General features: G+C 60.8%; 14 protein-coding genes and 2 pseudogenes. 4 read left to right on the top strand and 12 right to left on the bottom strand.

The annotated features are described in order from the left end of the window. Positions 1-13: 13 nt before the first annotated feature. From cpaB to CO666_RS09215, 7 genes are read right to left on the bottom strand one after another with little or no spacing between them, the layout of a single operon-like run. Positions 14-931: a Flp pilus assembly protein CpaB gene (cpaB, locus tag CO666_RS09185; protein WP_097611738.1), complete on the bottom strand. Its 918-nt coding sequence runs from the start codon at positions 929-931 to the stop codon at positions 14-16. After that, positions 928-1,854, bottom strand: coding sequence for a hypothetical protein (locus CO666_RS09190; RefSeq protein WP_097611739.1), 927 nt, complete (start codon positions 1,852-1,854; stop codon positions 928-930). Before CO666_RS09190 ends, cpaB begins: the two co-directional genes overlap by 4 nt. Then, complete coding sequence (locus CO666_RS09195; RefSeq protein ID WP_097611740.1) at positions 1,851-2,525, bottom strand: TadE/TadG family type IV pilus assembly protein; 675 nt, start codon at positions 2,523-2,525, stop codon at positions 1,851-1,853. The genes CO666_RS09190 and CO666_RS09195 overlap by 4 nt, the downstream gene beginning before the upstream one ends. After that, positions 2,497-4,140 (bottom strand): TadE/TadG family type IV pilus assembly protein, encoded by a 1,644-nt coding sequence (locus CO666_RS09200; protein ID WP_097611741.1) that lies wholly within the window; start codon positions 4,138-4,140, stop codon positions 2,497-2,499. Before CO666_RS09200 ends, CO666_RS09195 begins: the two co-directional genes overlap by 29 nt. Next, positions 4,137-4,934 (bottom strand): TadE/TadG family type IV pilus assembly protein, encoded by a 798-nt coding sequence (locus CO666_RS09205; protein ID WP_097611742.1) that lies wholly within the window; start codon positions 4,932-4,934, stop codon positions 4,137-4,139. Before CO666_RS09205 ends, CO666_RS09200 begins: the two co-directional genes overlap by 4 nt. Positions 4,935-4,939: 5 nt before the next feature. Further along, positions 4,940-5,503, bottom strand: a complete 564-nt coding sequence (locus CO666_RS09210) for an A24 family peptidase (RefSeq protein WP_097611743.1) — start codon at positions 5,501-5,503, stop codon at positions 4,940-4,942. Between the two features lie 14 nt (positions 5,504-5,517). Then, a complete protein-coding gene (locus CO666_RS09215; RefSeq protein WP_018246152.1) occupies positions 5,518-5,721 on the bottom strand; it encodes a hypothetical protein in 204 nt (67 codons plus the stop codon). Between the two features lie 510 nt (positions 5,722-6,231). On the opposite strand from CO666_RS09215, the gene CO666_RS34865 reads away from it, so the two are divergent. Both CO666_RS34865 and CO666_RS09225 read left to right on the top strand, forming a co-directional pair. Continuing rightward, positions 6,232-6,363: a hypothetical protein gene (locus CO666_RS34865; protein WP_280951787.1), complete on the top strand. Its 132-nt coding sequence runs from the start codon at positions 6,232-6,234 to the stop codon at positions 6,361-6,363. Next, on the top strand, positions 6,363-7,511 hold the full coding sequence (locus CO666_RS09225) for a TadA family conjugal transfer-associated ATPase (RefSeq protein ID WP_245436756.1): 1,149 nt from the start codon (positions 6,363-6,365) through the stop codon (positions 7,509-7,511). The genes CO666_RS34865 and CO666_RS09225 overlap by 1 nt, the downstream gene beginning before the upstream one ends. Positions 7,512-7,596: 85 nt before the next feature. On the opposite strand, the gene CO666_RS09230 is transcribed toward CO666_RS09225, so the two are convergent. After that, positions 7,597-9,003, bottom strand: coding sequence for an RtcB family protein (locus tag CO666_RS09230; protein ID WP_097611834.1), 1,407 nt, complete (start codon positions 9,001-9,003; stop codon positions 7,597-7,599). A 793-nt stretch (positions 9,004-9,796) separates the two neighbouring features. After that, positions 9,797-11,353: an RNA-binding protein gene (locus CO666_RS09235; RefSeq protein ID WP_097611745.1), complete on the bottom strand. Its 1,557-nt coding sequence runs from the start codon at positions 11,351-11,353 to the stop codon at positions 9,797-9,799. A 210-nt stretch (positions 11,354-11,563) separates the two neighbouring features. On the opposite strand from CO666_RS09235, the gene rtcR reads away from it, so the two are divergent. Further along, complete coding sequence (rtcR, locus tag CO666_RS09240; RefSeq protein ID WP_097611746.1) at positions 11,564-13,171, top strand: RNA repair transcriptional activator RtcR; 1,608 nt, start codon at positions 11,564-11,566, stop codon at positions 13,169-13,171. Positions 13,172-13,320: 149 nt separating this feature from the next. Here the strand turns inward: rtcR and CO666_RS09245 are convergent, their stop codons facing one another. Both CO666_RS09245 and CO666_RS09250 read right to left on the bottom strand, forming a co-directional pair. Beyond that, entirely contained in the window at positions 13,321-13,911 is a 591-nt protein-coding gene (locus tag CO666_RS09245) for a hypothetical protein (protein WP_143540275.1), read from the bottom strand. Positions 13,912-14,183: 272 nt separating this feature from the next. Further along, positions 14,184-14,804, bottom strand: a complete 621-nt coding sequence (locus tag CO666_RS09250; protein ID WP_097611748.1) for a hypothetical protein — start codon at positions 14,802-14,804, stop codon at positions 14,184-14,186. Between the two features lie 206 nt (positions 14,805-15,010). Between CO666_RS09250 and CO666_RS09255 the strand changes: the two are divergent. Next, positions 15,011-15,200, top strand: a pseudogene (locus CO666_RS09255) (IS66 family transposase zinc-finger binding domain-containing protein); the annotation flags it as partial. Here the strand turns inward: CO666_RS09255 and CO666_RS09260 are convergent. Then, positions 15,177-15,416 (bottom strand): annotated as a pseudogene (locus tag CO666_RS09260) (IS66 family transposase); the annotation flags it as partial. The pseudogenes CO666_RS09255 and CO666_RS09260 sit on opposite strands and share 24 nt — an antisense overlap. Positions 15,417-15,454: the final 38 nt, after the last annotated feature.

Consider the following 15,454-nt stretch of genomic DNA (forward strand, 5'->3'; position numbering starts at 1 on the left):
TCCCCCGTGACGGTCACATGCGCGTCCAGTTGATGCTCGGCAGGTCCTCGACGGTATTGTCGGCCGGATTGCGCAGCACGAGGTTGAGGCTGCCGTTCGATTGGCCGAGCGCAAAGATCAGCATCTCGGCCTCCGCCGGCGTCACTTCGACGGTGACGTTGTTGTAGGTGCTGTTGGCCTTGGTGACCGCGCCTTCCGCCGTCGTCGCCGCGCCGACGGCCAACACTTTGACATTCTGCAGGAAGGTGCGGGTGACGACGCGGGTGCGCGAGCTGATGCCGAGCTTATAATCCTGCGCCTTCTTGCGGTAGGCGTTGACGTCATTCTCGTCGGCGCCTGGATATTGGGTCAGATAGTTCTTCAGCATCTGCTCCACAGGCGAGGGCGGCTGGGCCGGAGCCGGCGGCTGCCCGGTCGCGGCGGGCGCCTGACCCGGCGCTCCAGGCTGGGTTGCGGCGGCCGGCGCCACCGGCTCGACCGGTTCGTCGACCGTGCCGAGGATATCGACATAGCTGCCCGGCTCGACGAAGTGGCCGACGGCCGCGGCGGCGTTGACGGGCAGGGTCAGCGCCCGTTTTCCGGGCGCGATCATCGTCGTCAGGCGCCCGCCGTCATTGTCGTCGAAATATTGGAAGAGCAGCACCGAGCCGGCCGGAATGTCGGCGGCAGCCGTCCGATCCTTCAGCCATTCCCGGTAGGCGCTCGCCGCCGGCACGGCGAGTTTGGCCAAGGCCCCGAAGCTTTCCGGCAGCATCACCGGTTCGGCGAGCATGTCGGGCGTAATCGCCTGTCCTCTCGTCACCTTGCGGTCGGGCTGGAGCCGCATGAAGGCATAGGCCACCTGCTCGTTCTTGACGCTCTCGGTCCAGAAGTAGAGCAGAACGCCGGTGATGAGCCCGACGATGACAGCGGCAATGAGCTTCCAGTTCATGGTGTTATTCCTTCGACGAAGGGTTGCCTGATTTGAATGACCTCGACGGTCCGGCCGTCGGCCTTGCTGCTGGTGTAGAGAATATTGGCCTCGACGCTGCCGCGCCGGCCGTAAAGGGCAATCACCCTGCCGCGCTGGGCCGGCGGTGTCTCGATGGTGAAACCGTCGCGCGTCAACAGGTCGGCGCGCTGATCCGACCAGCGCACGGCAGACAGTGTGCCTTTCGAGACGACGGTGCGCGAGGTGTGGCCCTTGTCGCGATCGCCGATATCGCTCAGCACCTCGACGCCGGCCGGCGGACGCAGCGACATCGGCAGCTTGCCGGCATCGGCCGGCGCCGCGAAGGCCGGCAGCGTCGAAGCGACATCGTCGAAGCGGCTCATCAGCACCTCGGTGACAGGCGCATCGGCGGGTCGGCGGATCATGATCGAGACGCCTGGGATCGGCGCTCTTGCCGACGGATTGGCGGGGTCCTGCCGTTTGAGATAATCGAGCGCCGCCTCACCATCGCCGTCGAAGAACCGCACCACCACGGCGAGATCGTCGCGGATGCGGCTGACCTTCGGGACGATCAGCATATTGGCGGCGATGACGGCGGTCAGTTCCTGCCTGTCGCTGCTTTTCGGTAGGGCGGGCCTTGTATTGGCGGCCAGCACCCGCAGCCATTCGTCGGTGATATCGGAAATGCTGCGGTCGCTCTGATAGGGCGTGAACTCCAGCGGCTGGCCGTTGATGACAAGATCGCGCGGCGCCCGTTCCGACGCGCCGAGGATACCGGCCAGCATCGAATTCAGCGTCGCCCGGGAGTCCTTGTAGACCTCGGCGCGGCCGGGTGTGACTACAGCGACGGCGAGCCCGATGACGAGCGCCAAGCCAGCGAAACGGCCGGCGAAACGGAAGGAGATGCGCGCGCCCTGTCTCATCTATTCGCTCCCGGAAAGACGCCGTCGAAGAGATCGCCGGAATCGTCGGCCACGTCGCGGATTTCTCGCCGCAGCGTCGGATCGTAGCCCCGGCTCGTGACGTCGTTGTTGTGCGAGGCAAACAGCGTCGCGTCATCCACCGTGAACGCGTCCTTCCAACGCAGGCTCCGGATCGTATCGAGATCGTCGGAATCCCTGAATTTGTAGACGCGGTCGGCGGTCGCGGTGACCAGCTGCGGCTTTTCATTGGCGAGGTCGCCGACCATATCGCCGAAGTCGCGGCCGTCGCTCTTCAGCGTGTTCTGCACGTCGTCCCAGACAAAGCTGCGCTGCGGGTCGCCGTCGCCTTCATGCGACGGCGTGCGCGAGCAGCTCATGGCGTCGCGTCCCGGCAGGGCCGGGAGCGGGAAGACGTTCGAGAAGTCGGAGGTGCAGTTGAGCCCGTTCGCCTCGGCGAAGGCGGCGTTGCGCATGGCGAGCATGGTGCCCACCTTCTTGGTGGAAATCCTGTTCGCATGGATCATGAAAATCACGATCAGCAGGATGACCGGTGCGGCGAGCACGAATTCGATCGAGGCAAGCCCGCGCCGGTCGCGGTGCAGCCGCATCATGAGGCCGCCGGCCGGAGCGCTGCCCCGAGCCTCAGTGGGTGTTGACGGCAGCCCAGGCATTGGCTCCTCCCTGGTCGAAGACGCGGGTCAGGCCGGTGAAACTGTCGGCCGCCGGGCTCTGCTTGATGGTGTTCGAAACCTGGCCGATATCGTCGGCAAGTGTCGCGGGCGCCAGCGATGCGAGCCAGTCCTGGGTGTAGAGATCGAAGGCCGTGTAATTGTGCACCCAGCTCTGCGCGAGCGCATAGGCGGACGGCGTCCTGTCCTTGAAGATGCGGATCTGCAGCCTGGCGCGCGGGGCGCGGGAGACGATCGCCAGCGTCTGGTAGTCGTCGAGCTGCTCGCCGCCAAAGGGCGTGAAATTGAAGGGGATGCGTCCTTTCAGCCAGTAGGGCTTGGGTAAGGAAATGACGGGCAGGGGAGCACCGGCCACGGAAATCGCGCCGCCGGCCGGCCCGCAGACCTGGTTCCAGATCATGTCGAACTTGCGGGTAAAGTCGTTCTTGTCCTTCGTCTGCGAGTCCGAGTAGCGCGGCGGCACGTCGATCGGCAGCTGGAACGGGTTGGTGATGCCGAAGCCGACGCCGAAGACTTTGTCGGCGATCCAGAAGCTGGCATCGAGCGCCAGTTCCTGCCACCAGCTGAGATCGCCGGCATATTGTTCGACAATCGCCTTGAACGGCACCTTGCTCAGATAGGCCGGGCCGAAGGCTTCGTAGAAGATGTAGAAGTTCACCAGCGCATTGTCGATGCCGCTCTTGTGGTTGACCCAGTCGCGGATATGGCTGCCGTCGACGCCGCCTGCGGTCAACGGGCCCTTGCCGTTGGGGAAGCCGCGGTTGGCAAATTCGCCGCGCATGAGGAGCGGGTCCTGCCCCTGAGTGCCATAGGACATGGCAAGGCACATTTCGGTATAGGCCGCAGCGGGATTGATGCCGTCGCGATCGACCGGCAAGTTGCCGCCGGCGCCTTCTCCAGCCTGGCCGCAGTTTTCGCACGGCGGATGAAACACGACGTGGTCCGATTTGTTGAGGCGCACCAGATGCAGGGCCTCGTTGCCGACACGCTCAGGGAAGCTCTCGACGAGGTAGTCGTTGAGATCGTTCATGCCGTCGATAATGTCGCTGGACTTCACGATGAGGCCCCAGGGATCATAATCGATCTGTGCTTTTACCGTATAGGCAATCGCCAGGCTGGCTTCCGTTGCCCGAAACCCCTGAAACGCCAGGCAAGCGCCGTAGATGATGCCGCCGACGATCGGAACCTTCTGCCAGCCCGGGCAATAGGGCATCGGCGGCATCGGCGGCAGCAACGAGGCCGGTCCGAAACCTTCGGTGAAAGAGTATTCGGCGAGTTTCGCCAGGATGGCGGTCGAGCGCAGGGCCAGTTCCGCAGTGGTCAGCTGGAAGGCGACCGAGGTCGCCATGACGACGGTTGCCTGCGAGGAGGCGACATTGTTCATCGCCATGATGTTGAGATAGCGCGCTTCCCAGTCGGCATGGACGAGCGCGGCGGCGTCGGCGGTATCCTGCGTGCGCTGCTTGTCGTAGATCATCTGTCCCGTGTTCAGGATCCAGACGATCATCAGGGCGAGCGCGATCGTCATGTAGAGGATGATCGGCGACAGGAAGCCGCGTTCGTCGCGGTGCAGGCGCTTGATGAGGGTCGGTGTCATAGCAGGTTCACCTCCGCCGTCGAAATCGTGTAGTAGCGGCCGTCCTTCCTCTGGCCGCGGGCAAAGACCCAGCCGGCATATTCGAGCAGCAGGAAGCGTGCTTCCACCTTGGCGGTCACGGGCACGTGCGGCGTGCGGTTGATGGCGGCATAGAGCGCCATCGGGGCGCGGTCGACGGTGACCGTGACGTTCTGCGGATCGAACATGTAGCGGGCCTGGTTGCGCATCGCCCGCCAGTTCTTCGAAAGGCCGGAAGCATCGGCAAGGGCTTTCAGCGCCTCTTCCGGCGGCTGGCAGGCGCCGACGCATTTCAGCTGGTCGTAGGGAGCGGCCGGGATCAGCGCCAGGCGGGCGGCAAGATCGGCCTTGCCGGGGGCGGCATCGTCGTCGCAGGTCTTGGGGTCGATGATGCTGCGGATGGTGATCGGCAGGGCCGGGCAGAAATAGACGCGGGCGCTGCGGGCCGCCGCATAGGCGGCATAATGGGTGAAGAGGTGGTTTTTGGCGAGAATCGCGAACTGGAAGACCACGAACATGAAGAAGACGAAGACCGGCGTGACCAGCACGAAATCCATCATCGTCGTGCTGCCCGAGCTATCGCCGTGCAGCTCCGATATCCGGCGCCGGCGGGCGGAAAGCCGCGGCAGCAGCAGCATCGAGGCGAAGAGCAGCAAGGCGATCGCAAAGGTACCGAGAAGAGCGCCATGATCCTGCGGGATCCAGAAGGTCCGCGAGTGCAGGATAGAACTCCAGAAGGCACCGTCGAAAGTGGGGCGTTCGAGTTCGGGGCGCATTGCCGTTACCTCACAAGGGCAAGAGGGGTGAAATCCGGTATGAACAGGCACCACAGAAGTCCGAGAGCGGCGGCAACGCCGAAGCGGACGGTATGATGGATTTCGCGTGGCTTCAGCACGGAAGCGGCATCGCGGAAACCGGCAGGCAGGAGCAGGGCGAACAGTCCGACTGTTCGGGCGAGCACGCTCCACTGAACCCGCCGCGCCATCGAGAAAACGGCGATCACGCCGCCGACCATCAGCGCTGCGAGGGTCACGTCGATGGCGGGCCAGAGGCCGAGAATGGCGCCGAGCGCCGCCATCAGTTTGACATCGCCGCCGCCGCAGCTTCCGGCTGCGAAGGCGATGACGAAGATCATGCCGGCCGCAATGAGGCCGGCAAAGGCTAGGCCGATCCCTGCCAGACCGCCGCCGGCCGCCGCCAGCACGAAGCCGGCAAGCAAGCAGGGATAGGTCACGGCGTTCGGGATGTGACCATGGCGGTGATCGAGCACCGCCGCGGTCATGGCGCAGGCGACGGCAAGAGCCGCCGCCGCAGGCATCTGGGTCAGATCGTAGGTCATGTCCATGACACGGGACCCGCTTATTGACCCGGCTCGGGAATTCTCTCGGCATCCGAGAGCGCCGTGTTCTTTTCGTTGAACCATTCGCCGATCTGTTTGCCGAATGCGAGCAGGAGCAGCATCAGCGGAATGACGATCAGCGCGACGGCCAGGACGATTTGGGCCATGTCGCCGCGTTCGTCCTTGTGAAGTGCAATTGCGAGAGTCTTGAGTTTTCCAAACATCTGCGTATTCCTCGTTCCTAGGTTTGTTTCGGATCGAAGACCTTGGTGAAGATAAAGCAAGAATACGATATCGTATCGAACCGGCACGTTGCTCGTTTCAATGATATTTTCTGCTTCGGTTTATCTTCCCCGGCGGCCAACGCTTGTTGAGCAACACCATTAAGACCCAAGAGTGCGCCCAAGGCCAGCCCTCCGTCAAGCAAACGAAACGAAGGGTTCCAATTGCCTTGGAGGTGTCTCTTGATGAAACGGAGTTGACGGCGGCATTTTCCAACTAACCGCCTGAAGAAACTACAGTTTTACCTTGAATAGGAAACTGCGTGGCGGCTTTGCGAACTGCCGCCACCTGCCCCATAATTGGTCAATTCTTTCAATACGATAGAATAGATGGAACGGTACAGCGATATCGACCCCCCACGCGCGGCCGCGCCCATGGCGTTGCTTGGCGATCTGGATTAAGCTTATCCGGCATGGTGGGCTTGGCCCTTCAGTCGTTCCGGAGAAAGAACCATGGAAACGATGAGCAGCGTCTTGATACTTGCATTGGTCCTCATTCCACTGATGATGTTCTTTCCGACAGCCGTTCAGATGATGGCGACACTGTTCGGCATGAGCACAGTTCTTGTCGGGATGCCGCTCTGATGAAGGCCGTTTCCGACGACGCCGCCGAACAGGCGACCTTCCAGGTTCTGACCCGGGCGCTGGACAAGCTGCTCGGGCCGATCCGTTTTCTCCTCGAGGATCCGAGCGTTTCCGAAATCCTGATCAACGGAACATCCGACATCTTCGTCGAAAGACGCGGCAAGCTCGAACGCGCCGATACGCGTTTCGCCAGCCGAGAGGATCTGGAATCGGCCGCGCGCAGCATCGCGCAATTCTCCGGCAAGCGGCTGACGCCGGAGGAGCCGAGCGTCGAGGCCCGCTTGCCGGACGGTTCGCGCGTACAGATGATCCAGCCGCCCGCCGCCCGCACCGGGCTCTGCATCTCCATCCGCCGTTTCCTGAAAGAACATCGCAGCATCCGCGATCTCGTCACCCAGGGCAGCCTGACCGAGGAGTCGCTGTCGCTGCTGCAGGCGGCCGTCGGGCTGCAGAAAAACGTCATCATCTCCGGCGGCACCGGCACCGGCAAGACGACGATGCTGAACGCGCTGTCGGAAGCCTTTGCCGACCACGAGCGCATCATCGTCATCGAGGACACCTCGGAACTGCAGATCCGCAAGGAACACGTCGTCTATCTCGAAGTGACGAAGCCCGACCGTTTCGGCCGCGGCGGCGCCAGCATCCGCGACCTGTTCCGCTCATCGCTGCGCATGCGGCCCGACCGGATCATCGTCGGCGAATGCCGCGGCGGCGAGGCGCTCGACATGATCCAGGCGATGACCTCAGGCCACAGCGGCAGCCTGTCGACGGTACATGCGAACACACCCTACGACGCCCTGCACCGGCTGGAGACCTTAGCGCTGATGTCCGACATCGACATGCCGCTGCGGCCGCTGCGCGCGCAGATCGCCTCGGCGGTCGACGTCGTCGTGCAGATCGCCCGCTTCAAGCGTACCGGCAGACGCCGGGTGATCGAGATTTCCGAGATCAAGGGCCTGAACAATGACGGCCAGTATATCGTCGAGAGCATCTACAAGCTCGAAGGCGACGGCCATTCCAATTCGGATGGCGCATTGCTGTGGACCGGCGTCGTGCCGAGCTTCGCCGCCGATGCGATGGAAGAGATAGCAGACGGCGAACACCCCGAATGGGTGAAGGCTGATCCCGCCATACGGGCAACGGCTTGAAGCCCGTTGGTGGACGCGACCTCGGAACTGCCGGTCCGGCATCGTGCATTCGAGGGAAGGCAAACCTGGTTGCCTTCCCCGGTGTTTACCGGCGCTTGTTGCGCCAGGGCGCGTTCTTCTGCCAGTCGCCAGCCATGATGCTCCCGTAGGGGATCACCTCGTCGACCACTTCGGCGAGACCGTAGTGCTCGATCTGCGCCCGCACGTTCGCAGCGCTCTTGTAGGCACTCGGCAGTTCCGACACATCGGCGAAACCGGAGAAGAACCGCGCGTCGAGACCGCTTGTTTCCTTCTCCAGAATAGCCGCGATGTTGTTCGGGCTGAGCCCTCGCGAATCCGCTCCATATTCCGCAGACAGCTGCCTCATATGCGCGCTGCGCGAAAAGTTGCGGCCGGCGCCATGCGGGGAGAAGCCGAGGCCATGGGCAGCGTTCGAGCCGCGAACGATCAGGATCGGTTCCGCCATATTGAGCGGAATGATGGTCAGATCGGTCGCGTCATCAGCCCAGTTGTCGAAGGCAGGAGTCGCACCCTTTCCGTGGTAGAACAGCCCGTCCGACTTCCGGAAGACGAAATTATGCTCGTTCCAGAAGCGGTCCGCGACCTTGGCCGAGAGTTTTTCCGCCGCCATGTCGTGAAGGACATAGTGGTTTTCTCTGGTCCACTGGCGGATCGTCTGCAGGGCCGACCAGTAAAGGTCACCTTCCTCGGTATCCGCCGGAATCCAGGCATTTTCCCGATGCGTCTCGGGCGAAATGCGCTCCCGAAACTGGTTGGCGACCGTCATGCCCTTGTCGTAGAGCCGCGCTCCCGGTGCCCGCGATCCATGATGGGTCACAAGCGCGGTTTCGCCGGTCGACTTCATCGTCCCGACATAGGCGAAGTGATTGCCGTCGCCCTGCGTCGCGAAATGCTCGATGCCGGCGCTCAGCACACCGTCGCGCAGGTAGGGATTCTGCTGGAAGGCCGAAAGCGTCGCCTCGGAAGGCTTCAGCTGCGCGCCGCGCGGCCGGCCGCCGGGACCGAAATGCGTGACGGCATGCACGGCATCCAGAAGCGACTTCGGGTCTGTGCCAGGAAAAATCGAGATCGCCATGGAGCAGCAGATATCGGCCGAATGCATGCCGGGATGGATCGCTTCGGAGGCGACGACGCCGCCGACCGGGATCGTTCCCACGGGACCTGCCGGGCAAGCGTCCGGCATGATCGCTGCGGCCCGGACGACCGGCGTGCGCACCAGCGCGCGCATCGTCGCATTGACCTTCTCGACATTGTCCTGCTCGAATGCGTTCTCGGCACGGATATTGGAATAGATCTCGATATCGTTATCGGCCCTCAAGGCAAGCGTCGGCCCCGGCTGGAAGGTTTTTGCCGCTTCCAGGGCATCCGCCACGGAGCCACCCTTGCTCAAAATCGCATTGGCCGCGTCGAGAGCCGGGCGAAACCACTTCCCCTGGCTCATGCCGGCATCGATCAAATCCTGTCCGCTCATGACCGCTATCATCGTCTTTTCTGCGTCTGCAGTCCTTCTTGTTCAGTTGCTTCTCTTCACACCACCCGGGCGACGAGCATTGCCGGAGATCTCTCTCACCGCACGCATTCCATGATCATGGCGCGATGCGGCCCCTGTAGTCACCGGCGCATTCGCCCAGGGCTTACCATTGTCCCGGCGACGAGATTTGGCAGGACGGTTGACTGAGCTACACGCTCCTTTCGGAAGCGCGGGGTGATTTGAACACCCGACCTGCCCGCCGGAAATCCGATGGGCCGCTCTTTCCTTGTAGTCCTGCCGGCATTCGCCGGGTTATTCCGTCCCTGTGGAACAGGGATAATGCCATGCAGCGGCGACGAGGATGGACGAAACCGGATGGCCCCGCTCGTGCCAGAGAGCGTATGCCCAGGAGGAGTCGAACCTGCCAGACCATCCAACTTTGGAGGCTGTAGTTCCGTCCGGCATTCGCCGCTGCATTCGGCTATGGCGACCAGTGTCCGGGAAACAGCTTGCTCTACCAACTGAGCTACAGGACCAGGTCCTGGCGAGACTCGAACTCGCGACACAGATGTAGTTTCCCATGCATTCGCCATGTCATTCCATTCGTCCGTGACGACGAGGTGTGGTGAAACAGCCTGCTCTATCCGCTGAGCTACGGGTCCATGAATTGGGGGACCCGGCGGGATTCGAACCCGCGACCTGGAGATTTAACGATCTGTAGTTTCATCCGGCATTCGTCACGGTCCCTCGCGCCGTTCACGGCGGCGCGAGGGCATTGCTTCCTGCGAGCCCGTCAGAGCTCGATTGCCTCGATGGCTTTCACCCAGCCATCCGCGCCCTTGCTGTTGGCCGCGAAAGCCGTGATCACCCCATAGACGGCATCCGAGAAGCCGCCGATGTTGAGCACGTCTTCCCGCGTCGGCGCCTGGGTGGTGGCGTGGGGCTGGATGTCGAGGCAGACCAGCTTTGCGGCCGGGTTGACCCGCTTGATCCTCGCCCATTCCGTCATCACAGCCGTCGGCTGGCCGCTTTTGCGCGCATCCACCCAGGACTCGTTGTCCGAGATGAACACAACGAGATCGACCTTGGCCTTCTCGTTTGCCAGCCTCTTCAGCGGTGCGGAGCAATTGGTTCCGCCGCCGCCGATTTGCGCCAGCTTGCCGGCATTAGTCATCACCGAATCCCGCTTGTTGAGGCTGACATGCACCACGTCATTCTCGAACGGCAGCACCCGCGCCTTCGGGTTACGCTGCAGGAACGCCGCGGTCATCAGACCGGCGACATCGATGCAGCGGACCGAGGACGTCGCGCCCTTCCGGTAACCGGTCACGGGCGAGCCCATGGAACCCGACACGTCGGGGCAAAGCACCACATTGCCCGTCAGGGACGGCACATTGGCGATGGCAATATCCATCGCCTCCTGAAGCGCATCCCGCACGACATCGGGAACCTGGCCGTCGACCATCTTCCACGCCATCATCAGCTGATAGGGGAAGACCTTTGCCTTGCGGATTTCCTCCGGATCGGCAAGCCGCGCCGCCAGCGCCTCGGCAAAACCCTCGACCTCGAACACGCCGTTGCGTGCAAAGGTGTTGAGGTTCTGCCGCACCATCTGCCAGCCGCCCTTGCGGGCGATTTCGACCCAATGCTCCCGCGTCAGCGGCAGCGAGGTCAGCATCTGGAACGGAACATCCGGCACCGGCGCCGTCTGGTCGCGTCGGAACGCTTCCAATGCCTTGACGACATCAGGCAGTGCCGCGTAGTCGTGCGGCTTGCCGATCGCCCAGGCATAAAGCGCCTTGCGCTCCTCCGTTGCCGGCTTCGGATGCACCATGCGGATGACGTCGGCGAGCGACGGATCGTTTCCGACCATCGCACGCAGGATCTGCTCAGTGCTCGCCCGTTCGAGCCACGCCTGCACCGCCTTCTTCGGGCGTGTGCCGAGCGACTTCCGACCCGTGGCGCCGGAGCGCATGACCTGCACGAAGCCGCGCAGCATCTTGCCGCTCTTCACCACCCGCGGGAATGCACGGGCGAAGGCATCGCTCTGAAGGCTGGAGAGCATGGCGAGCAGCGTCACCGGCATGTCCTTCATGTGACCCTTTTCAGCCGCGTACACAGCCACCTTGGCAAGAAATTCCGGCTCGACCTGAAGGGCAAGCATCTTGACCGCTTCGAGCTGCTCGGCCCCATCCGCATAGAAAGTGCCGTTGAACGTGCCGGTCACGGCATATTGCGCCAGTGCCTCGCGCGGCGTCAGCTGATAGGCCGGGGCCGCTTCATGATTTTTCGTATCCGTTCCCGGAAGCAGTTTCCCCAGGTAGGTTTTGAAGATCGCCTTGTTGACCATGACGGCACCTCGTGTTGGGTTCATGCCAGATACATTTCAAGACGCGTGCCAGTTTGGAGAAAAGAGCGATGAATACGCAAAAATTTCTTTCATCTTATTGTTTTTGAATGATAAATTTTTACGCCCCGTCGGAAGCAATCATGATTGGCGAAAATCCGTATCCCGATTATACTATCGATAATTATATCATTTTATAATTTTGGATAATCCATGAAGCGCCGCGTCGCCATCAGCATATTGGGAACCACGCTCGATGCAGGGAAATGGGAAAACCGCTGGAGTCGCTGGCGGCCCAGTGTCGCGCTCTGCCAGCAGCCGGGCCTGTTCATCGACCGGCTGGAACTGATCCACGACAACCACTCGCAAGCTCTCTGTCACCGCATCGTTGCCGACATCGAAACCGTGGCGCCGGCGACGGAGGTGCGCAGCAACGTCATCAACTTCCGGGACCCCTGGGACTTTTCGGAGGTCTATACGAGCCTCAGGGATTTTGCCCGCAACTACAACTTCGACCCCGACACGGAAGACTATCTCGTCAACATCACCACCGGCACCCATGTCGCCCAGATCTGCTGGTTCCTGCTCACCGAAGCCCGCATCATTCCCGGCCAGTTGTTGCAGCTCTCGCCGCCGCGCGAGCGGGAACCGGAGCAGGATTTCGCCGGCACACACCGGATCATCGACCTCGACCTTTCCCGCTATGACGAGATCGCCAAGCGCTTCGCCTCCGAGCGGGAAGACGCCGCCTCTTTCCTGAAATCGGGGATTTCGACCCGCAACGCCGCCTTCAACAGAATGATCGACGAGATCGAAAGGGTGGTGATCCGCTCGACGGCGCCCGTTCTCCTGACCGGGCCGACCGGTGCCGGCAAGTCGCAACTGGCCCGCCGGATCTACGAGCTGAAGAAAAGCCAGCGCAAGGTCAGCGGTCCGTTCATCGAGGTCAACTGCGCGACGCTGCGCGGCGACCAGGCCATGTCCACCCTGTTCGGCCATGTGAAAGGCGCCTTTACCGGCGCTGCCGGCGAGCGTGCCGGCTTGCTCAAATCCGCCGACAAAGGCGTGCTGTTCCTCGACGAGATCGGCGAGCTCGGCCTTGACGAACAGGCCATGTGCCTGCGCGCGATCGAGGAAAAGAAGTTCCTGCCCGTGGGCGCCGATCGCGAGGTGTCGGCGGAGTTTCAGCTGCTGGCCGGCACCAATCGCGATCTTGGCGAGGATGTCCGAAAGGGAAGGTTCCGCGAAGATCTCTATGCCCGCCTGAACCTCTGGACCTTCCAGTTGCCGGCGCTACGCGAGCGCAAGGAGGACATCGAGCCCAATCTCGACTTCGAGCTCAGGCGTTATCTGGAACGCGAAGGCGAAAATGTCACCTTCAACAAGGAAGCACGCCAACGCTATCTCACCTTCGCAACCGGCCCGCAGGCCGTCTGGAGCGCCAATTTTCGCGACCTGTCGGCTTCGGTAACCCGCATGGCGACCCTCGCGCCGCATGGGCGCATCACGACCGACGTCGTTGATGACGAAGTCCGACGGCTGAATGCGTTTTGGCGCAGCTCAAGTGACGACGACGGGGTGGATCTGATCCTTGAAGACGTACTGGGTGCAGAGACTGCCGCGCGCCTCGATCGCTTCGACGCAGCACAGCTTGCCGCTGTTCTGCACACCTGCCGTCAACATGCCACGGCAAGCGCGGCGGGCAGAGCCCTGTTTGCGATCTCGCGATTGGAGAAAAAGAGCAGCAACGACGCCGATCGCCTGAGCAAATATCTCGCGCGCTTCAGTCTCAGATTCGAGGATATCAAGAGACCTGAATAAGGGTTTGGTTGGAATGAACGCCAATCATCTCTTTCGCTCATAGGACAACCGTTGGCCGTTGCCGGGCTAGCGAAGGGTATCGCCTTTTCAACACTCGCTCCCTTCGCCAGGCGTGAGCGATCTTTCAGCCATTGCTTATTCCTCTAAGATTATCTTTGTTGAGACTCGAGGGGCTTCATCTGAGGCATCCTTGTCGATCTCTCGGGCAAATGAATGCAGAATGCCTCGCGGGGAGCGAGATCCATCATTGAAACGTAAGCGTCAAAAGAGGGGATCACTTTCAATTTGATTGCAAGCTGAACACATTCCCCGTTGCTTTTGTTACTCTTTAAGCAAGCGTCCACGCGCTTGTAATCGTTTGCTACGCCCTCATTTGCAAAGGTTCTGGCGAGCCTGTCACGGAGCCCGATACCATGGCCTTTCAAACCGTCACCTACTTCGGAATTTTTCCAGGCGTATAGGCTGAGTGCAATCATCTGATCTTCCAAATGCTGCACTAGGTTTTCCGTCATTGGAAAATAGGATGGCGGCACAAGACCTGCGAAAGGGATCGCCTTATTCACAAGCGATGCCAAGGCTTCGGAATCTCCTCGGCGGGCTTGACGCCAGATCACCCTCCAGGCTTCTGCGCAATCGCCTTTGCGGATCAGGGCAAAAGCCTGCCTCTCCAATATTGACTGTTCATCGTCGACCTGCGCTGACGCTTGGCCCGGCGCAAGAACAGCAACGAGCACGGCCATTGCCATCGAAACTAGAAAGAGAATATGTCGCAAAAATCCCCCAAAAGCACTCAGACTGTCAAATCTACCGTTTATACGAAATATGGATTTATTTTCTGGCCAAAATTACTAGCACACAGACCTATCTCATCGTGCCTCGGCGAAATCCCAGTATTCCGGTAGCCAACGGAGCGTAGATGCCGCTTTTTGTGGCAATCTCGCCAGTGGTTAAAAGTCTTCCCGACATAGCTATATCCTTTGGACTATTTTATTTCAGAAAATTGAACTTAAAATCACGGGTTGGGAGAAATGTGGACTCTCTTCGGGCCGGGCAACGGTAGGCAAAAGGCCTCGCGCGGCGCGTGATCCATCATGGCGACATACGAATCAAAATCGGGAATTAACTTGAGTTCAATGGCAGCATTGACGCAGGCACTTTTATCCTTATGCGTCCTCAAGCATACATCTACCTTGCGATATTCATTTTGAACCTGAGCATTCGCAAAAACTTCCGGTGGATTGGAATCAAGGCTCAATCCGTACTTGTCGAATTTTGCGCTTATCTCTGGATCTTTCCAATTATAAAGCTTCAACGCGATCATATGATTGACCATGTGGCTCTGGAGAGAATTTTCAGTCAACGGAAAGTAACTTGGCGGCACGAGTGCCCTGTAGGGAATAATCGCGAAAACGATATCTCTGAGCGTCTTCTGGTCCCTTTGCCGGGCAAGAGACCACAGTTCTTTCCACGCTTGCGCGCAATCTCCGGCGTCGAGCAACCGAATTAGCTTTTTTTCAAACGCTGTGGGATCGGCGCTCTTGGCACTCACTTGGGATGCGAAGAGTGCAACGAAAATTAGCATTATCAGGATGACCCAATGGCGTAATTCTTGGAAACGTCTTTCAATAGCCATACAAGCGGGAGCCTTATAAAACCTAAGGCATATTGAAGTTGCTTTTGTTTATTTTTCGTAAACCAGTATTTTCTGTACCTTGCTCCGTTAGTATGGCTTGGATAATTCAGAAACCACTCACAAAGCGGCGAGTAACTCATTTAGTATCAGTGGCAATGTGGGCTGCCGGGCTGGAAGAGAAGGAACAGGGCTCAACTGCTCTTCGCCAGGTCGCCAAACGGCGCACCAACCGGGGTTCGCTGCCAGCGCATCTGCCGCGCGTCGAGATCGTGGTCGATATTGATGACCATGCCTGCCCCTGCTGCGGCAGCGACCTGCATCGGATCGGCGAGGACGTCAGTGAGAAGCTCGACATTGTGCCCGCCCAGTTCCGGGTGCTCGTTGTGCGGCGGCGCGACCGACCCAATCGGCGAGCGTTGAGCGGTCGAGGTCGATGCCTTGACGCTTGTAGATTTGCGCCTGGCGATACAGCGGCAGGTGGTCGGCATATTTGGAGACCAGCACTTGGGCCACGGTGGCCTCTGTCGGGATGCCGCCTTCAATAAGCCTTGCCGGGGCCGGAGCCTGGACAACGACTTCTTCACAGGCCCGGCAGGCATACTTCGGGCGGCGGCCTGGCATCTGCGTCCTGTCCATCAACGGCTACTCGA

It is taken from the genome of Rhizobium chutanense (assembly GCF_002531935.1).
GTDB lineage: Bacteria > Pseudomonadota > Alphaproteobacteria > Rhizobiales > Rhizobiaceae > Rhizobium > Rhizobium chutanense.